This window comes from Algoriphagus sp. 4150 (genome assembly GCF_031457395.1).
Lineage (GTDB): Bacteria > Bacteroidota > Bacteroidia > Cytophagales > Cyclobacteriaceae > Algoriphagus.
The window spans coordinates 85830-105949 of the sequence record NZ_JAVDWS010000013.1; the positions used below are offsets into that span (position 1 = coordinate 85830).

15 protein-coding genes and 1 pseudogene are annotated in these 20120 nt (G+C 43.0%); 8 read left to right on the forward strand and 8 right to left on the reverse strand.

What is annotated here, in order from left to right; translation table 11 throughout:
- Positions 1-98 precede the first annotated feature (98 nt).
- Both J2X69_RS16280 and J2X69_RS16285 read right to left on the reverse strand, forming a co-directional pair.
- Positions 99-878, reverse strand: coding sequence for a C4-type zinc ribbon domain-containing protein (locus tag J2X69_RS16280; RefSeq protein WP_310105540.1), 780 nt, complete (start codon positions 876-878; stop codon positions 99-101).
- A 3-nt stretch (positions 879-881) separates the two neighbouring features.
- Positions 882-1982: a Nif3-like dinuclear metal center hexameric protein gene (locus tag J2X69_RS16285; protein ID WP_310105543.1), complete on the reverse strand. Its 1101-nt coding sequence runs from the start codon at positions 1980-1982 to the stop codon at positions 882-884.
- Positions 1983-2021: 39 nt separating this feature from the next.
- Between J2X69_RS16285 and lpxK the strand changes: the two genes are divergently transcribed.
- The 4 genes from lpxK (at position 2022) to J2X69_RS16305 (ending at position 6981) form a co-directional block, all read left to right on the forward strand.
- A complete protein-coding gene (gene lpxK / locus J2X69_RS16290; RefSeq protein ID WP_310105548.1) occupies positions 2022-3077 on the forward strand; it encodes a tetraacyldisaccharide 4'-kinase in 1056 nt (351 codons plus the stop codon).
- Positions 3078-5018: a putative porin gene (locus J2X69_RS16295; RefSeq protein ID WP_310105551.1), complete on the forward strand. Its 1941-nt coding sequence runs from the start codon at positions 3078-3080 to the stop codon at positions 5016-5018.
- Positions 5019-5020: 2 nt separating this feature from the next.
- Complete coding sequence (locus J2X69_RS16300) at positions 5021-5632, forward strand: tRNA-(ms[2]io[6]A)-hydroxylase (protein ID WP_310105554.1); 612 nt, start codon at positions 5021-5023, stop codon at positions 5630-5632.
- A 104-nt stretch (positions 5633-5736) separates the two neighbouring features.
- Positions 5737-6981 carry an ABC transporter permease gene (locus J2X69_RS16305; RefSeq protein ID WP_310105557.1) on the forward strand — a complete coding sequence of 415 codons (1245 nt, stop codon included), beginning with the start codon at positions 5737-5739 and terminating at the stop codon, positions 6979-6981.
- A gap of 3 nt (positions 6982-6984) precedes the next feature.
- On the opposite strand, the gene mscL is transcribed toward J2X69_RS16305, so the two are convergent.
- Positions 6985-7455: a large conductance mechanosensitive channel protein MscL gene (gene mscL / locus J2X69_RS16310; protein ID WP_310105561.1), complete on the reverse strand. Its 471-nt coding sequence runs from the start codon at positions 7453-7455 to the stop codon at positions 6985-6987.
- Between the two features lie 491 nt (positions 7456-7946).
- On the opposite strand from mscL, the gene J2X69_RS16315 reads away from it, so the two are divergent.
- The 4 genes and pseudogenes from J2X69_RS16315 to J2X69_RS16330 all read left to right on the forward strand — a co-directional run bounded on the left by J2X69_RS16315 (position 7947) and on the right by J2X69_RS16330 (position 13878).
- Positions 7947-8195 (forward strand): Rho termination factor N-terminal domain-containing protein, encoded by a 249-nt coding sequence (locus J2X69_RS16315; RefSeq protein WP_310105565.1) that lies wholly within the window; start codon positions 7947-7949, stop codon positions 8193-8195.
- A 28-nt stretch (positions 8196-8223) separates the two neighbouring features.
- A pseudogene (locus tag J2X69_RS16320) lies at positions 8224-9078 on the forward strand (SDR family oxidoreductase); the annotation flags it as partial.
- Between the two features lie 252 nt (positions 9079-9330).
- Positions 9331-12393, forward strand: a complete 3063-nt coding sequence (locus J2X69_RS16325; RefSeq protein ID WP_310105567.1) for a TonB-dependent receptor — start codon at positions 9331-9333, stop codon at positions 12391-12393.
- A 21-nt stretch (positions 12394-12414) separates the two neighbouring features.
- The gene (locus tag J2X69_RS16330; RefSeq protein WP_310105571.1) at positions 12415-13878 is read left to right on the forward strand and encodes a RagB/SusD family nutrient uptake outer membrane protein; all 1464 of its coding nucleotides are present in this window, start codon (positions 12415-12417) and stop codon (positions 13876-13878) included.
- A 103-nt stretch (positions 13879-13981) separates the two neighbouring features.
- Here the strand turns inward: J2X69_RS16330 and J2X69_RS16335 are convergent, their stop codons facing one another.
- The 5 genes from J2X69_RS16335 to surE form a co-directional block, all read right to left on the reverse strand.
- Positions 13982-14746, reverse strand: coding sequence for a DUF3891 family protein (locus J2X69_RS16335; RefSeq protein ID WP_310105574.1), 765 nt, complete (start codon positions 14744-14746; stop codon positions 13982-13984).
- A gap of 11 nt (positions 14747-14757) precedes the next feature.
- Positions 14758-16194: a Y4yA family PLP-dependent enzyme gene (locus J2X69_RS16340; RefSeq protein WP_310105577.1), complete on the reverse strand. Its 1437-nt coding sequence runs from the start codon at positions 16192-16194 to the stop codon at positions 14758-14760.
- Positions 16195-16212: 18 nt separating this feature from the next.
- The gene (locus J2X69_RS16345; protein WP_310105580.1) at positions 16213-18006 is read right to left on the reverse strand and encodes an FAD/NAD(P)-binding protein; all 1794 of its coding nucleotides are present in this window, start codon (positions 18004-18006) and stop codon (positions 16213-16215) included.
- A gap of 32 nt (positions 18007-18038) precedes the next feature.
- On the reverse strand, positions 18039-19022 hold the full coding sequence (gene sbnA, locus J2X69_RS16350) for a 2,3-diaminopropionate biosynthesis protein SbnA (protein ID WP_310105585.1): 984 nt from the start codon (positions 19020-19022) through the stop codon (positions 18039-18041).
- A gap of 339 nt (positions 19023-19361) precedes the next feature.
- Positions 19362-20099, reverse strand: coding sequence for a 5'/3'-nucleotidase SurE (surE, locus tag J2X69_RS16355; RefSeq protein WP_310105588.1), 738 nt, complete (start codon positions 20097-20099; stop codon positions 19362-19364).
- Between the last annotated feature and the right edge of the window lie 21 nt (positions 20100-20120).

Genomic DNA, 20120 nt, shown 5'->3' on the forward strand with positions numbered 1-20120 from the left:
GAAAATTTAACTTGTAGATAGCAAAAAAGTGGAAAAAAAAAGAAACCCCGAACTGAAAGCCCGGGGTTTCTTTTTGTCATGTAGATGACTGCTTCTTATTAAGCTTTAGTCGCTTTGGTTGCTCTTTTCTTTTTTGGAGCTACTTCTTCTATAACCTCATCTTCTACGCCTGCAAGGATTCTTCCGCAATGTTCACAAACGATTAGTTTTTTCTTCTCACGGATATCGGCCTGTCTTTGTGGCGGAACTGTATTAAAGCATCCACCGCAAGCACCTCTTTTTACCATCACCACCGCCAGACCATTTTTGGCATTGGCTCTGATTTTAGTATATGCTTTCAGAAGTCTGTCGTCGACTTTCTTTAAGGATTTTTCACGGTCATTGTTGAGTTTGGACTCTTCTGATTCGCTTTCAGATACAATCGAAGTCAATTCGCTGTTTTTCTGATCCAAATCCTTCTGACGATCCTTTTTCACTGCACCTAATTCCTCCAAGTCCACTTTCTTCTGATCGATTCTATAACCGGCTTCAGTGATCTTTTTCTTCGCAACCTGAATCTCTAGATCCTGAAGTTCAAGCTCCTTGGTGATTGCATCGTATTCGCGGTTGTTGCGAACATTCATCTGCTGCTCCTGATACTTTTTGATCAGTTTTTCAGAGTCCTTGATGCTTTCTTTAAGCGCCTTTATTTCGTTGTCAAAAGAATCTATTTCACTTTGAAATTTCTCCAAGCGAGTTTCATAACCGGCAATCTCATCTTCTAAGTCCTGAACCTCTTCTGGAAGAGCTCCGCGAACTTTAATGATGGCGTCTAGTTTTGAATCTAAAAGTTGAAGGTTGTGAATAGCCTCGAGTTTCTGTGCTACTGTACTTTCCATGTACTATCGGTAGGATGTGGGATTTGTAACTACTTTTGTCAAATAGAGTGCAATATTAGGAAAATTTTGTGACAATAACTCCTGAAGCAATTCTTTTGTGAAAATTTCGCTCTCGTAATGCCCGATATCACAGAGAATTAATGCTCCCTCAGCATCGAAAAATTCGTGATATTTCACGTCTGCAGTCACAAAGACATCTGCACCGGCTCTTTTGGCATCCCCTAATAGAAAAATTCCCGCCCCACCGCAGACTGCTACTTTTTTGATTTTCCGTGGGATAACCTGCGTATGCTTGATCACTTCCAGATCCATCTTGGCTTTGAGGTAATCCAAGAATTCTTCACTTTCCATTTCTTGGGCAAGGTTTCCGATCATACCCGCACCCACTTCTTGGTTTTCATTTTCAAGTGCTTGCACATAGTATGCTACTTCCTCGTAGGAATGTGCTCTACGCATTTGCTTCAAAACATTAGGAAGAAGGTGATTTGAAACCAAAACTTCCACTCGGACTTCCTGTTCTTCTTGGGCTTTTTCGTGCTCACCTATCGTCGGATTCGCTTTTGCAGAGGGAGTGAAAGTCCCTGTCCCTTCCACCTGAAATGAGCAATTCGAGTATTCGCCGATTTTCCCAGCTCCGGCAGCATACACAGCATGAAGAACACTCTCTTTCTCTGATACAGGGACGAAAAACACAAGTTTGCTGAGCAATTGTCTTTTCGGCTGTAAAATTTTGGTATCGACAAGTTCCAATCGGTCAGAAATCCGCTTATTTACTCCATGTGCTACATGGTCAAGATTGGTGTGAATCGCATAGATAGCTATGTCGTTTTTGATTGCCTTGATGATGGTCCGCTCCACGTAATTTCTCCCCGTGAGACTTTTCAAACCTTTGAACACAATCGGGTGATGTGCCACTATCATATTGGCTCCCAGTTCTATAGCTTCCTCCACGGTGGCTTCAATGCAATCCAGTGAGCAGAGGATTCCCGTCACTTCTGAACTTCTATCTCCTGTGATCAGCGTGGCGTTATCGTATGACTCCTGATAGGATGGGGGGGCGATCTGCTCCAGATAGGAAATCACGTCGCTAATCTTGTATCCCATAATTTTTACGTTTATTTGATCAAAAATAGTAATTCTGCAATGCGCCGGTACGCTTTTTTGCTTTATCCTTTTGCTTTAGTATACGATTTGGTCACGCGCCTTCGCAACTTGTTTTTCGATGTGGGCTGGTTGAAAAGTGTCTCATCTCCGATTCCAAGCATTGTAGTGGGGAATCTGAGTGTTGGCGGTACGGGCAAAACGCCTATGGTGGAATATCTTATTCGGATGCTTTACAATGAGAAAAGATTGGCGACACTTAGCAGGGGCTATGGGCGAAAAACCAAGGGATTTCTTAAAGCTAATCCGCAAGTCTCTCCAGTGGAAATCGGTGATGAACCATTCCAGATCTATGAGAAATTCGGAAAGAATATTTCAGTATATGTAGGTGAGGATAGGATTAGTGCATTAAGAGAGATCGCTTCCAGTCCCACTGTTTCTGAAGTGGTTATTTTGGACGATGCATTCCAGCATCGCTATGTGAAGGGAGGTTTACAGATTCTTTTGACTACTTATCAAAAACCTTTTTTCTCGGATTTTCTTTTGCCCATGGGTAGGCTAAGAGAGAGTAGAGCGGGTGCAAAAAGAGCTGATGTAATCGTCATTACCAAATGCCCCGAAGACCTGAGTAGTTCTGATAAAGCTATCTTTAAAAAGAAATCAACTTCTTATGGCAGGGGAGCCACACCTGTGCTGTTTTCATCCATATCTTACGGTGAACCAATACCATTGAGTAATTCAGGTATATTTTCATCGCGGGTCATCGTACTGACAGGCTTGGCAAATGACCGGCCTCTGGTAGATTATGTGGGTGGAAAGTATGATCTGCTGGAAGTACTCAGTTATCCGGATCATTACGATTATGCCGTAACGGATTTCGACAAAATTCGGGCTGTCTATAAGCAACATGAGGCTCAAAATCCCGTTGTGCTAACGACCGAAAAAGATGCCGTGAAAGTAAAATCCAATGCTCCGAAAGGTTTTCTGGAAGAAATTCCGATTTTTGTGCTACCTATCGAGGTGAATTTCTCACCTGCTGATGAGTTAGCTTTGGCTCAACTAATCCAACAAAAGGTCTTCAAAAAGGACAATAACTAAGTGAATAGACGGTTTCTTTGTTTTGTATTTTTCTTCAGCATCGCAAGTGTACAGCTCGCTCTTGCTCAGGGCACTGTTCCCACACGTCCAAACACAAATCAGCAGGGTGCGCAGGAAGATCCGGATGAGGAGGAGGAAGGCGGATCGATTAGAAAATCCCTGCTCGATGACAGTACCCGAATGGTATATGGGCCAAAAACGAGTTTGTTCTTTTTTGAGAAAGACATCAAGAGAAACAACCTTATTCTTTATCCGCAGGATACGGCTCTCAACAATTTCCACAATTATGATCCGGTGGCCAAAAGCAATTGGAAGTATCAGGATTTGGGAAACATAGGGAGTGCCACGAAGCCGATTTTTTATGAGATTCCGGATGTGATCGGAACCCGATCAGGATTTTCAGCTTATGACCTGTACTACCAAGCTCCCGAAAACAACAAGTATTTTGACACCAAATCTCCATTCACGGAGATGTCTGCTTTTTTCGGTGGGGGTCAGCGCAATATGTTGGATATAGGGTTTGCCCGAAATATCAACCCCAGATGGAATGTGGGTTTTAATTTTCATACCATTCGTGCACGCAAGACACTGAATCCCAATGCACGGGATGATAATATGACAGTGCAGAATTCTTATTCCCTACATACCAATTACCGATCAGAAAATGGCAAGTATTGGTTTTTGGGAAATTTTTCCAGGATGCTTCACAAAGTCAATGAAATAGGCGGAATTATTCCCCCGGAAGTAGACAGCACTTCTGTGTATTTCACTTATGAAGATGCCAAAGTATGGCTTAGCAATACGCAAGCGAGTGATTTGCGTCAGGAATATAGATTCTATCATGAATATAGTGTTCGTGATGAACTTCAGATCTATCATATTTTTGACCAAAAGAACAATCATTTCACCTTGTCTGCAGGTCTGAATAGCAGTGATTCTCTTTTCTATCCACGTGAACGCCTCAATGGGCAGGTGGATACCACCAGAAATTACAGTGATTTCAAGGAGTGGGGAAATGAGGTAGGATTCAAAGGGAGTTTTAGGGGATTTTATTACAATGCCCACGCAAAGTTTCGTGCGGGGAGGATGAATAGCACTTTTTATCAGGACAAAAAAAACAACTTCAACGAGGTCTATCTAGGGGGAGAACTGATAGGAAAGATATCGGAAAAATGGTCAATCAGTGCTGATGGAGAGTATTTGGTTCCGGGGGCATTCAAGCTTCATGGCTTGTTTGTCTCGCCATGGCTGGAAGTGGATTATACCAAAGCAGTGTATAAACCTACCGCTATGCAGCAGATGTATTATGGGAATCACTACCAATGGGACAATAATTTTGACAACATAGGAGTGGATCAGATTAGGGGAGTACTTAAGGTAGATTTCGATAGGATCCAACTCAGGCCCTCACTGACTATCAACCGGATAAATAATTACGTGTATTTTAATGAGGAACGGAAGGCAGCCCAGTCTAGCGGTGAGGCGTTTATGCTGATCCCCGGATTGAAGTCCAGCATGAGAATTGGGCAAAAATTCCAATGGGATACTGAGGTGATATTCACACAAATTTCGGGGGAGTCAAGTGATAATTTTAGAATACCTAAATTATACGGTAACACCAAGTTTTACTATGACAGCCCGATGTTTGACGAAAATGTGTATGTACAGATGGGGGTGGATATTCGCTACCACTCGGGCTATTATGCTGAAGCGTATTCCCCTTCTACGCAGCAATTTTACATTCAAAACGATTTCAATGTCTACGCTTATCCGGTAGCGGATATTTTTCTGGATTTCAGGCTTAGCCGTACTCGGGTTTTACTGAAATACAACCACTTGAATAGTGGCTTGATGAATAGGGAAGGGTACTTTGTTACGCCGGATTATACCGGCTACAAGTCATTCATTGATCTGGGAATTACCTGGTTTTTATTCGATTAGTCATGAGTTGGGAAGAAAGCACCAGACAGAAGATGTTGCATTTGAAGCTGCCGACAGACCCCAGATGGGTGGGGATCGCCGAGATGCAACTGGAGGATGTGCTGACCGACCACGCTTACTGTGAGCAAAAGGCTGCTTCTTCCTGTATTAGCCTGATCTTGAGATTCAATGATTTGGATGAAGTGGTGGACACACTCACGCCAATTGTCGCAGAGGAATGGGGACATTTTGAACGGGTGCTTGAGCAGATCCGAAAGAGGGGGTTGAAATTCGGTTTTCCCAGAAAAGATAATTACGTCATTCAGTTAGCCAATTTTGTAAAAAAAGGAGGTAGTAGAATGCAACAGCTCACGGAACAATTGCTGATGAACGCATTGATAGAAGCGAGAAGTTGTGAGCGGTTCAAGCTGCTTTCTACCCATCTGGAAGATCAGGAACTACAGAAGTTCTACTATGAACTGATGATATCCGAAGCGGGGCATTATGTCACGTTTATAGATCTCGCCCGAAGATACCAGGATCCGACACTGGTGAATGAGCGATGGCAGGAGTGGCTACATTTTGAAACTGAGGTTATGAAAAACCTTGAGGTTCGGGGTGACCGAATACATTAAGTATCTTAAATTTTCCAGTCGAATAGTCATTTCCCCGGTAATTATTTATAATTGAGATATCTAGGTGCAATTGTACTTTAAATCCGTTCTATTACGAACACACTATGAATCTGATCGAAAACGTACGTGAAGCTGTACGCTCCATAAAAGTTAATTTACTGCGGACTATTCTTACAGGCGCCATCATTGCTATAGGCATTTCCTCTTTGGTAGGGATGCTAACTGCTATTGATGGGATCAAAGCGCAGATTGCAGATAGTTTTTCAGGCTTGGGAGCGAATTCGTTCGATATTAGGAATAAGGGGTTCAGTGGGGGCCGGGCCATCCAGGATGGTAAAACAGAGAAGACATATCCTAAACTTTCTTTTAGAGAAGTGATGGATTTCAAAGAAAAATATAATAGCGTAGGTATTTCCACAGTATATGCATCAGTCACAGGAGCTGCAGAGATCAAGAGGGGTTCCAAGACCACCAATCCTAATGTCCGGGTCCGGGGCGGGGATGAAAATTACTTGAGTATCAAGGCTATGAAGCTTGGATTTGGCAGGAATTTCACCTCGATGGAGATTCAGAATGGCTATAACGTGTGTATAATTGGAAAGGAATTGGCAACCACCCTCTTTGATGCCAACGAAGACCCGCTTAATCAAAAAATAATTATTTTGGGTAGACCCTATATTGTAATCGGTGTGTTGGAAGAGCAAGGTGGGGTAGGCCAGGATTCAGGTGCGGACAGACAGATTTTGGTACCTATACTAAATGCCAGCCGCCTTGACCAGCAAGGTACATTCAACTATAACATCACGGGAGTGGCTTCAGGGCCTGAGCGGATTGAATATGAAATGGGACAGGCTATCGGAATGATGAGGGAAATTCGTCAAGACCGGGTCACCCAAGAGGATTCTTTTGACTTGACAAAAAGTGAGTCTGTGGCCGAAAGCTTGGAAGAAGTAGCCGGTTATTTGAGGATGGGTGGGTTCGGCATAGGTTTCATCACCTTGCTGGGAGCTTCCATAGGTTTGATGAACATCATGCTTGTGTCTGTGACCGAGCGTACAAGAGAGATAGGGATTAGAAAAGCACTTGGAGCTACACCGCTTAGAATCAGACAGCAGTTTCTTTTGGAAGCCATCATGATCTGTATTCTTGGAGGAGCTATGGGAGTGATATTGGGTATTTCTATCGGGAATGTTATTGCCTTGGTGATTGGGGTAGGAGGATTCCTGGTTCCTTGGATTTGGATGATATTAGCTTTTGGGATTTGTATTTTTGTGGGGTTGGCATCAGGATACTTTCCTGCATTCAAAGCTTCCAAACTGGATCCTATCGAGTCCTTGAGATATGAGTAGAACTTATTTGTGATTCCCTTTTTTTTCTGCTTGTTTTCCTTCTAAAAGCTGAACTTGCTTTTCCATCAACTCAGTCATCTTGCTGAGTAACTCGATGTTTTTAGGCGTTGTAACAGTTTCGTTTTTTGGGTCTTCAGCTTTCTTACGAATAGAATTTATCAGCTTCACCACAAGGAAGACCGTGAAGCCGATTATCAGAAAGTCCACACTTACTTCCAGTAGTTTGCCATAGCCGATGGCTATTTGCTCCGGATGGGTGACGCCGTCTGTAGTAACAGCCTCCCGTAGGATGATTTTCTTGTTCTCCAGATTGATCCCATCGGTAAGGAGAGATAGTGGAGGCAGGAAAATCTCCTTTACCAATACATCCACCACTTTATTGAACGATGCTCCTATGATTACACCAATGGCGATATCGATCATATTTCCTTTTACGGCAAACTCCTTGAATTCCTGAATTAACTTGATTTTCATCTGTTTATAATTGTTTTTCAATGGTCATATAGCCTGTCCCGATTTTTCATCGGGAGAATCTCGCGCGACGTATAATCATGCCTCTCCCGAAGCAAGTTCGGGACAAGTTGTGTGTCGTTTTCGACATGCTCGATTTCATCTATGTGATTTTTTAGACTAGAGTTAATCTCTAATCAATCAAGTTGCCGGAACAGGTTTGGAACATATTTCTCTGGGATTTTAAGAGGTCATAGCCTGTCGTGTGACGATGGAAACGGAATAGCATGCCTCACATGGCTTATAATCATCCTGATGTATGCCCCGTAGGTACGGGATCATGCCTGCCTAAAGGATAGTAGGCGGGCCTGCTTGCCTCCGGCAGTCCCGATTTCGGCATTTTTTATGAGTTAAAACTAGCGTGAAAACTTGATGACAAGGTTTGATACACTGCGGATAACCGGTTTTCAAATTTTGCAAAAAACCGTATTAACTAACCTTAAACCCCTAAAATTATGACAAAGGACCATGGCCCAAGCATCAAAAATGATGAAAAATACGAGGCATTACGCAAAGATGGAATGAGCAAAACCAAGGCTGCCCGTATCGCAAATACACCCAATTCGGGCAAAAAAGGTGGCAAAGCCAAAGTATATGAGGAAAGATCAAAACAGGAATTATACGACAAGGCAAAACAAGTAGGAATTGAAGGAAGGAGCAAAATGACTAAGCAGGAGTTGATTTCTGCATTGAGGAACTCTTGAATATAAGTAGCAACAAAACCAAACCAACACAACTATGAAAAAGCCAACTGAATTTAAAGACCAAAAGCAATCCTTGCCCGGACAGCAGAGCAAAATGAAGCCGATACCCGAAGTGATCCGAAAGGGATATAAAGGTAGTGGAAAACTGAAAAATAAAATTGCGTTGATCACTGGAGGGGACAGTGGGATTGGTAAAAGTGTCGCTGTGTACTTTGCCCGTGAGGGAGCGGATGTGGCGATAGTCTATCTAAGTGAAGACAAGGATGCCCAAGACACCAAGCAGCTGGTAGAAAAAGAAGGCAGAAAATGCGTGCTGATCGAAGGTGATCTGAAGTCGGAGAGTTTTTGTAAAAAAGCCATGAATCAATGCGTGAAGGAGCTGGGGGGAATAAATATTTTGGTAAACAATGCAGCAGTGCAGTTTCCCAAAAATAAACTCACTTCCATCACTGCAAAGCAACTACAGGAAACCTTTGAGACTAATATTTTCTCATTTTTCCACCTGGCTAAGTTGGCTATTCCACATTTCAAGGAAGGAGATACCATCATCAATACAAGCTCAGTGACCACCTATCGTGGTAGCGAACATTTGGTGGATTATGCCAGTACCAAAGGTGCAATAGTAGGATTTACACGCTCATTGGCACTTATGCTGGCTAAGGATAAAATCCGCGTAAATGGGGTCGCTCCGGGACCGATTTGGACCCCGTTGATTCCCGCCACATTTGATGATGTTACTAAGTTTGGTCAGGATACTGCACTCGGAAGAGCAGGCCAGCCAAGCGAAGTTGCTCCCGCATATGTTTTTCTGGCGAGTGAGGACAGCTCTTATATCACAGGACAATTCATCCATGTAAATGGAGGGGAAATAATAGGAGGATAGGGGGAATATATTGGATGAACTGGTTAGGGGATAAGGTTTTCTTGGACATTGTGAGGTTAATAATCCACATACTGCTGAAATGTAAATACATATAATGCCTTATCATTCAAAAAAATCATACTTGGGCAGATATAAAAGCTGCTAATCGAGCATGCCAGGGGCATTAGCAGGATTTTGGAGATCTACTGGAATACTAGTTGACTGTAAGAATGGTACAATAGCCCCTAATTGTTTCATTATGACCAACCAACTATGAAAAAGATTTCAGCCTTAATTTTTCTGGCTAGCATTTCCTTCGGTATATCTACCGATACGCTAGCAGAAAGCCACTCGCCAAGCTATCTCCAGGACACGGTACCGCAGAGAGATTCTATTCCACCCCCTGCGATAGATCAGACTGATGGGGCCATTTCAGGAACTATTAAGGATACAGATGATAATCCATTGCCGGGAGCCACTGTGCAGATCAAAGGATCCGAGACAGGAGCTATTAGTGATGATTCGGGAAACTATACCATAGCTATACCAGCAGACCAAAAAGGTGTCGTGCTGGTATTTTCTTTTTTGGGCTTTCAGCCAAAGGAAGTGAGAGTGGGTAATCAGGCTTCTATAGATGTGACGTTGATAAGCGACGACCAAGAGCTGGATGAGGTAGTGGTGATAGGATACGGTTCTACCAGAAGGGCAGACCTTACCGGGGCTGTGGCACAGGTTAGAACTGAGGAAATTAATGCTTTTCCCACGTCCAACGTGATCCAGTCACTTAATGGACGGGCTGCGGGTGTGCAGGTAATCCAGAATAACGGGGCTCCGGGAGGAGGTGTTTCGGTAAGAATCCGTGGTGCAAATTCTATTCAAGGCGATAATAATCCTCTCTATGTGATTGATGGCTTTCCTTTTTCGGGAAATCCTACCAACCTGAACAATGCGGATATAGCAAGTATTGAAATCCTTAAAGATGCTTCGGCTACTGCGATTTACGGTTCCAGAGGTGCAAATGGAGTCGTTCTGATCACCACGAAAAGCGGAAGTGGGTCGGGAACAGTCGTGGAGTTTGATGCAGCATACAGCGTCCAGACATTACGGGAAAAGCTCAAGCTGATGAATGGAAGCCAATATGCCCAATTGATGAATATACAAGCCCAAAATGATGGCTTGGCACCGTACTTTACAGAGGCAGAAGTAGCCGGATTCGGTGAAGGTACGGACTGGCAAAATGAGATTTTCAAACAAGCACCTATTAAAAATACTTCCCTAAACATATCAGGAGGTGGAGAAAACACGCAGTTTCTAATCGGCGGAAGTATTTTTCAGCAAGATGGAATAATTAAAGGATCAGACTACGAGAGGTACTCCATCAGATCTGCCATAAATCACAAGATCAGTGACAAATTCAAGGTTGACTTCAATAGTACAATGACTAAGTTGGTTACCGCGAGGAGAGATAGCGAAGGCGGGTCCAGAGGCAATAGTATGATAGGAGCCGCATTGGGTGCTTCGCCACTCTCAAGGCCCTATTTAGATAACGGGACTATCAATCATCTGGCTGATGATTTTCCTTTTGTTTCTCCGGATATGATTAATCCACTCTATTTTATCAACGAGCAATCCACCGTCATTTCAGCCAATGTGGTTTTGGCCAATGCTGCCGTCAGCTATAATCCAATTCCGGATATTACGATTAGAGTATCCGGTGGTGTAGAAAACCGGGATGATAGAACTGATAATTATAGAAGTAGGCAATTTATCAACAGCAATGGAAATGCCAGTATCACTACCAGCCAGTATATAAGCCGTCTGAATGAAAATACGATAACTTATGCAAATGTTTTTAATGAAAAGCATGATTTAAATGTGTTGGCAGGCTTTACTTATCAGGATTTCACAACCAAATTTTTGGCAGGAAGTGGAGCGGGATTCTTGAGCGATCTCTACGAGACTGATAATATAGGAGCGGCAGAGACTCCGGGCATTCCTACTTCCGGCTATTCCAGCTCAACCTTACTATCCTACCTTGGAAGAGTAAATTATGGTTTTGCCAATAAGTATCTTTTTACAGCATCTTTCCGGGCAGATGGCTCCTCTAGATATAGTGAGGGAAATAAATGGGGTTATTTTCCCTCCGGAGCCATCGCTTGGAAAGTATCTGAAGAGGATTTTATGAAATCGCAGGAAGCTATTTCCACGTTGAAGATTCGTTCGAGTTGGGGTCAGACGGGGTCACAGGCAATCGATCCTTATGCTACATTGAACCAACTCTTTCCGGGATACACAGTTTTCGGAGAGGAATTGTATAACTTTTTGGCACCGGGGTCTATTTTGCCGGGAGATTTGAAATGGGAGACTACTAAGCAGTTTGATCTGGGATTTGACCTGGGACTTTTGCAGGACCGTATTGTACTTGGTGCTGATTATTACATTAAGACCACCGATGATTTGTTAAGCTTAGTTAGTTTACCAAGTTCTTTTGGCTACACTACTACGATTGACAATGTGGGATCTATAGAAAATAGAGGTGTGGAATTAAGTCTCTTTGCTCAGATATTGTCTTCTGAATTCCGCTGGAGTGTAGATGGTAATATTTCCTTCAACCGAAACAAAGTCCTCAGCCTGAATGATGGACAACCTATCCTCACCAATTTCATCAATGTAATCGCAGTGGCAGATAACTTCTCCATTATGGAAGAAGGAAAGCCGTTGGGACAGTTTTGGGGATATCAAGAAGATGGCTATACCGAAACCGGAAATATCAGGTTCAAAGACCTAAACAATGATGGGGAAATCACGGAAGCTGACAAGACCTATATCGGGGATCCAAATCCTGATTTTTTCTATGGTTTCAATTCCAATATGACCTACAAAGGCTTTCAGTTGGATCTTTTCTTCCAAGGGAGTTATGGAAATGATATTATGAATGTCAGTGCGATTTCCAGCACTATGGATTATGGGCAGGGATTGAATATGCCCGAGGAAGTATTGTTGGATCACTGGACTCCTCAGAATACCGATGCGAAATATCCAAGAATCAGCAGAAGTTCCACTGCCCGTGTGTCTGATAGATTTGTGGAAGATGGCTCTTATCTACGGTTGAAAAACATCTTGTTGGCTTATAATTTCCCTCTGAAGAATGCTCAGGGCAAATTCCTCAAAAGCCTTAGAGTCTATGCAAGTGGGCAAAACCTCCTGACTTTCACCAAATATTCATGGTGGGATCCGGAGGTGAACAGCAAAGGCGGTGACGATAGATTGGGAATTGACCACTTCAGTTATCCTATTCCCAAATCCTACACCATTGGTTTAAATGCCACTTTTTAATCCTTATAAAAAAATCAAGCCATGAAAACGTTAACTAACTATAGATTATTGAATCCTAAGCTACTGATAGCCGGTTTTTTAGCTATCGGAGGAATTGTGAGTTCCTGTGACAGTCTACTGGAGGAAAAGCCCAAAACCATCGTCACTGAAAATTTCTACCAAAGCAAATCTGATTTTGATGCAGCTACCAATGCGATCTATTTCCCATTGCGGATGGTACGTTCCGAACAGGTCGCCATCCTCAGTGCCCATACGGATTGGGGGTATGGGCGGGGCAGCCGTGCACAATACAATGATTTTCAGGGATTCAATCCTACTAATATTAATGCAGCGGCTGAACGATGGAGCGGCTTCTATGAGGGAATCCGAAATGCAAATATTGTGATCGAGAAAGCACCTCTAAGTGAAGAATTGACTGAAGATGAAATGAATAGTTATTCCGCGGAAGCTAAATTTCTGAGAGCATTAACCTACTTTGACTTGGTGAGAAACTGGGGCGGCGTGCCTCTTCGAACGGATCAGAATATAGCGCAAAAAGATGTGCCGAAAAGTACGCCGGAGGAAGTATATGCTTTTATTCTGGCGGATCTGGCAGATGCAGAGCTGTACCTTCCCACTGGTGCTTCAGCCCCTGGAAGACCGACACAATGGGCTGCAAAAACGCTGCTGGCGGATGTTTACCTCCAACTGGAAGAGTATGGGATGGCTAAGATGAAAGCACAGGAAGTACTGGACGCAGGAGAATTTCGCTTGGTGCCTATTGCTTCTGTGGATGATATCCGGAATAAGATTTTTGGAGCTGCCTTGGTCACTTCGAGTGAGGAAATCTTCTCGTTCAAATTTACCAGACAAACAGGCCAAGGAAATGGGTTGCCTTGGATATTAAATCATCCTAGCACAGGGCTTTATAATTTTGGGGGAGCATATGCTCATTATGGAGATGCTACCAATCCTTTTCATAAAGAATGGGAAGAGGGTGATCTGCGTAAAGGACTTTGGCAACTAGTTGACTTTGGATTGGGGGATTCTACCATAGTAAATGGTAAGTACGCCGAGCCACAGGCTGTGGACAATACGGGTGCGGGAAACGATATTCCGGTATATCGCTATCCCGAGTTGCTTCTCATCTTTGCGGAAGCCTCTGCAAGAGTGGATGGACTGACTGAAGAGAATCTGGAAGCCCTAAATCAAGTCCGTCGTAGAGCCTTTGGACTCGATCCGGGGACAGTTTCTGATAAAGATTATGTGCTGGAAGAGCTGACTTCTGAGAATTTCTTGGATCTGATCTTACAAGAGAAAGCCTACGAAACACAGTTTGAAGGCAAGCGGTGGTTGGATTTGAAAAGAACAGGCAGAGCCGAAGAGTTTCTTATGAAGAACAAAGGAATCACCATTGCAGAAAAACATTACTTATGGCCAATACCACTGGAAGAACTTAATTTCAACGAAGCAATGAGCCCAAGTGACCAAAATCCCGGCTATTGAAAATTATAATTCATGTAAAAAGAGGCTGTCTCATAACTCATAATTGTCACATTGAGCGAAGTCGAAATGGGCTTAATTAGCACATAAAAGGCTTCGACTTCGCTCAGCCTGACAAGAAAACATGATTATGAGACAGCCTCTTTTTTTTGAGTATGAATTCCTTTCGCATAGGGTGAAGAAGATCAAGGTCGTTTTTCAATACTTCATCTTCACTATAAAAATCGGTAGTAGTGGTATAATATTCAGTGTAGAACATCACCTTATCTTTCTCGAAAACCCAAGGGGCTAACTCAAAATTCCCATCGGGAAGTTGGGATATTGAGATCGGATCCGATCCACTGATGGGATCAATCTGTATAGGGTCTCGTTGGTTTTCGAAGTCATTTTGGCATAGTGCGAGTGATAGATCATCGCAAAACCGGAGCACCTGATAGCATTGAGTCACTTGTTCCTTTTTCAGGCCAAGGTTGGACATGATCTCTCCACAGGATGTATCTATGGAATCCAAAAATTGCTGAACTTCCAGTTCTTTCGAATCACCATACAGCTTTTGGAAGTGAGCCGATACCATCAAGACAATAAAACTCGATTTGTATTTGGCATTTTGAAATACAGATTTTACTTGCTCCAAATCTACGTCCTTACGTTGCCGGTAATCAAGAGGAGCACCCGAGCTGGTTAGATTGTCTCTTTTGTGCCACTTGGGTTGATTATTGTCATGTTGTGCTATACTTTCGATTCCTGCTCCCCAATACATAGGAAGTGGCCAAAACTCACGCTTTAAATTCAAACCAATATCCATGGCCAGCAATGCATGTGCTTTGTGAAAAAATATCTTCCAGCCTTTGTCGAGAGGATTCACTATCATTTTGTCACTAGTTAGAGGTTTTCGTCATTTTGAAAATGAGCGGAATTTATTTTACCGTTTTCAGTAGTTCTGTTCCATATCAAATTGGTGGCTAATGGAAATAGATGTGCACTTGACTCGAAAAAATGCATCATATACCCGGCCGTATTGACAAAAACCACCAGATCATCTACTTGGGGAAGTTTTGGCAAAGCTATTTTCCGCTTCAGTAATATGTCCCGCTCCAAGCAATAGGCACCGGTGAAATACACCTCCACTGCATCCTCTTCCGCTTCCTCCTTTTGATATAGTACAAATGGATCTACGAGAAAATCGGCACTTCCACTAAGCATCTGAGTCATGTTCATTTCTAATCCGACCAAGCGATTTCCTTTAGAATCCACTTTTCTGAAAGCGACTCTTGCAACGGTCAATCCTACTTGATCAAGCATGGAACGACCGGGTTCCATCCTGATTTCTAGTTGGAGTTTTTTGGCAATTTCCCCTAAGCTATCGCTAGAATGAGGCTTATGAGAAAGAATTTCACGTAGAAAATCACCTTTTGTAACAGGACTCCAAAAAGGATAAGTTTTTAATTCTCCATGCATGATTCCACCCATGGTCTCCAGCCCCAATCCCTGATTTTCATAAGTTATTTCGCTTGTTTTTTTACCGACTGATTTACGCAGCTGCTGGTTGAAATAATCCCAATCGGATTCATTTTTCAGGTAATTCATAAGAATTCCTCCTCCTATATCTATGAATTCTGTTTTCAATCCCTTTTTGGATAAGAGCTGCGAAAATGCCAGACACTGGGCTAAAGCAAATCTTCGTTCTTCTATGGAATAACCATTGATATGGAAGTGCAAGCCTTTATAGTCCAAAAGGGTGTATCGGCTAGATTCAATAAAATTTTTGGTGATAAAATCATCAATTTCCAGTAAGTCAAACCCAAATCTGCTGTACAGTTTTTTTTCATTTAGGAAAAACCCGCTTATACGAAAACCGATAGCCGCTTTCTTGTTTTGTTCCTCTGCTACTGTCTGGACAAGGTCGCACTCGTCTTCATTATCCAAAATAAGAAGACTTCCGTGATGGACCGCCTTCTCTATCAACTTTCTGTTTTTCACAGCTGCCGTGACGATCAAGTCCGAAGCTTCAATTCCCATTTCCAGACACTGGGTATATTCCCTCAGACTGGCGGTATCTATTCCCATACCGAGTGAATGGGCTTTTTGAACCGCTCCTTTAGTTTTATTGGCTTTTCGGGCAAAGAAAATTTTATGCTTTAATTCAAACTCCTCAAAAACGTTACGATAAGAGGTGAAATTAATTTCCATGGGATCTACTTGGTGGATATTTATCGGCGATCCATATTTTTCAAGAAGTTCATTCAACACAGTTTTTTCTTCCATGAGCTCATGCATCCATAGAGAAGTAATCGGAGTCATTGATGGTAAGTTCGTCATCACTAGTGGGTTGTTGAATTAAAATACGGGCTGTAAGGAACAGCAGTATTCTGCCAAGTCTTTCGCCCAGCCGCTGACGAAATCATTTCTTTTTCGGGATAAGGTGTCATTGTCGTAGGTAAGGCCTTCCGTGGGAGTACCTACGAATGTGAGTGATTCATTGGCGAAGCCGGTTTCATCCAGGGGATGCCCCTTTTCATTGATTGAGAGGCATCCCGGCCTAAAATCAAGCCGACCTTCCAGTCTGTTGACATATGGAAAGATGAGTTGTTTTTCCAGCATATTCCCATACAATTCTCCTGCACAGCGGTGCAATTGGATTTTGGGAATGCGTGCGTCCACCAGGTAATCAACAGAAATCGCTCCCTGCCCATTTATAGCGAGTGAAATGTTGTCATTAGTGGAAACATTCGGATTTTTGGAAAAAGAGAAATCTATTAATCCTGCTTGGGCCACTGCCAGAATTTTTTTCATGTTTACAACAGGAGGCCCGTAAGAAATCCTATTTAAATGTCCTGCATATTTTTCGAGGAATATTTTTTGGGACTGGGGTTTTAGCCCTCCGAATTTGTAAAGCTCATTGAAAAAATCGCTCAGATGTCTCCAAAGATCAGCCGCTGCGGCAAAGGCACTTTTTTCCACACCGATTTCTGCTTCATAAATGCTTGTTTGAATAAAATCCAGTGTATTGTCAGGTGAAATTTCTCCTGATATTTTTGATTCTAGAAAATTCTGAAAATCAAATTGTCCTGCATCCGGATACTGCTCGTGGAAAGCCTCTATCTGGAATTCTACTTTATGGGTGTCCTTTGAAAGTAAAAGCTCTTTTCCCTTTTCCTTAAATTTCATGCTATAGTAAACCGCCTTAAATTCCTGCTCAATAAGCGGTAAAAGCTGTCTTTCAAAATCATACTTACCATCCAAGGACTCAATAAATTCTAAAGATTCTTTTCGGAAATAGAATGGCTTGACAGGAGGTTTGCCAAAGGTGTTTCCTCGCGGAATCATCATTAAACCTGATTTTGAAAAAGGATAAATCATTTCAGGTTCCAGACCTGATCTGATGTAGGTAAGTCCTCTGTTGCCGCTTGCTTCAAATTTCCCCTTTCTTCCTTCTGTCAATGCCAGTACCGCATCAATGAAAGTGAGTCCCATGCCTTTGACTGCTACTTTTGCTCCGGAGGGGATATTTTTAAGGTGGTGGGTTACCGGGTAAATGAAATCTATGTAGGTGTTTTGACCAAGTGATTCGGGGTTATTTACACAGGGATGCCCGGTAGCTACCAGAATATGCTTGAAGTCGGTGAGTTTTATCTCCGGGCTATTTATTGATTCACTGAAATGGATACTGTAGTGATCTCCATGTTTCTGAATATCCCGTACATGGCCTATGTGTTTTATAATTGACACCTCGTCCGGACAAGACCGAAGGAGGTCTTCGAAACCTTCGCTCAGGTATCTGCCTACGGTGGATCGGGATGAAAAAGTGTAGGCACTGGCATATGGAAATTCGTCCGAATGGTCACCTAACCACTCCACAAAGGATTTGGGCTTTGGAACTATCGGCTTAGGCTTCTCTTCAGGCCACATGTTGATGTAGCCGTTGACGTAGTTCATCAATAAATAAGAAGGCTGCTCCGGGTTGTAAATATCTCCGGCACCGAAAGAATCTGATTTATTAAAAAGGTGAATCTCAACGGGAGATGATACTCCCGAGTGAGCCAGATTAGCTAGTAGTCGCTCTAGCCCGTAGAGTCCTTTTGGACCCAATCCGACTAGGGCAATTCGTATTGAAAAAGGCTTTTCGATCATAAGAAATTTCTTTAGAAACCGCGGGGGATTGGTTAAGCCAGAACTTTCTCAAGTTCCATAATATTCTCTTTTACCCAATCCTCATTGTATATCGTGTCAAGGTATCTTTCTCCTCTGTCACATAAAATCATGGCAATTGTTGCTCCTGCGGGTAGGGAGGGAACTAGCTTTTGCACAGCCCATGCGACCGCTCCTGAGCTGCCCCCGCAGAGGATCGCTTCAGAATTTAGAAGATTATGACATCCATTCACGCATTGTTTATCGCTGACATGGACCACGTCATACACTGCCTCCCGCTGTAGAAATTGGGATTTTCTTCCTGCCCCATGCCCGGGGATTTTTCTGTCTCCCGGAGGGGTGCCGAAAATCACGCTGCCTACAGCATCTACCGCAATTACTTTGGTTCTCAGCTTATTCTTTTGAATGTATTCTGCGCAGCCCATTAGGGTTCCGCAGGTACTGGTAGCAGCGAAAAGGAAATCAGGCTCCTTCCCCAAATCCTTGATTATTTCATGCATGGTCTGCTTGTGAGCAGTCGGGTTTTGCGGATTTCCGTATTGGTTAGTCCAGAAGCTTCTCGGATTGGAATCCAATATTTCCTGCACTTTATCCAAGCGAGCCTGCAAGTAGCCGCCTTCCTTTGCAGGGAAATTGACAAAATTGACTTTGCCTCCGAAGGCTTTGATAATCTTAATATTTTGTTGGTTGACCATTGGGTCTACTACCACTTCCAGTTTCAGCCCGAAGTATTTGCAAGTCTGGGCAAGTCCTATAGCCATATTTCCGGAGCTGGATTCTACCACGGTGTCACCCTTTTTTAATTTTCCGTTTTCCATCGCATGGGTGATCAGTTGAAGGGCGGTGCGGTCTTTTATACTTCCTCCTGGATTAAAGGACTCCATCTTCGCAAAAATCCGTTGAGGACTGTCGGGGAATAATCTGTTTAATCTAATCAGTGGTGTTCGTCCGACGGTATCCAAAATTCTGGAAAAGTATGGCTGATTTGGGTAATTCATATAAGAGTTGGTTTGTATAGCCTTCGTCTTACTAAAATCGAACCTGTAGGTTTTCTTCAAGTAGGAGGAGGGTATTTTACTTCTGTCTGATGTTTTATATATGCCTACTGAAGTTTTATTCCATGCATGGGATTTCCCCCAATTAGAAGGGGACAAATAGACTGGGATAGCTTTTTGGAAGAAGAAGAAAGTATAAATCCCGCCTGCAAGGCTATAAAATAATGCTTTTGGAATTTATGAATTAAGCATATGAAATGGGAGGGGGCTCATATGGATTTCGTTTAGAGTGTAGAAATCTCTACGATATCTAGGAAAAATTCACCCCACCCATTTAAGTCATTATCCTCTGTGGAAACTATTCATTCCCGTTAGTTTTGCCAGTTCAGACTCATCCGTCAAATCCAATCTTAAAGGTGTAAGAGAAACTAGGTTATTATTTATGGCATAGCGGTCAGTCCCTTCCTCAGTGGCTTCCAATGGGACTACGGTAAACCAAAAATGCTTTCTGCCCATGGGGTCTTCGGAGGGCTTTACCAATCCATCGTATTGGCGCACAGATTGGCGGGTCCAAGTGATCCCTTGAGGCGAGAATGGAAAGTTTACATTTACCAGTTTCGGCCCTTCTTGACCCAGTAAATAAGAGATTACCTCTCTCGCATACGGCCTTATATGGGAGAAGTCATACTCGTTTCTTTGGGTGGGGGTACTGAGCGCAATACCTTTTATGCCGAGCAATGCGGCTTGTTTTGCCCCGGCTAGCGTGCCGGAATGCCACATGGAGTTTCCGAGATTTGGACCTAGGTTGATACCGGAAAGAACGGCATCTATTTTCTCCCAATGAAAGCTGCCCAGGGACACACAATCTGCAGGAGTTCCATTGACTCGGTATGCGTCGAAATCTCCGATTTTTGTTTTGCGATAGGAAAGGGGTCTAGTGGCAGTGATGGCATGTCCCATAGAGGATTGCTCCACATCAGGAGCTACGATTCGCACGTGGCCAAATTCAGCTGCGACTTCTGCCAATTCCAAAATTCCGGGGCTATAGACTCCGTCGTCATTTGTGATTAAAATATTCATGGTTAGTCAGTTTGGTTTCCT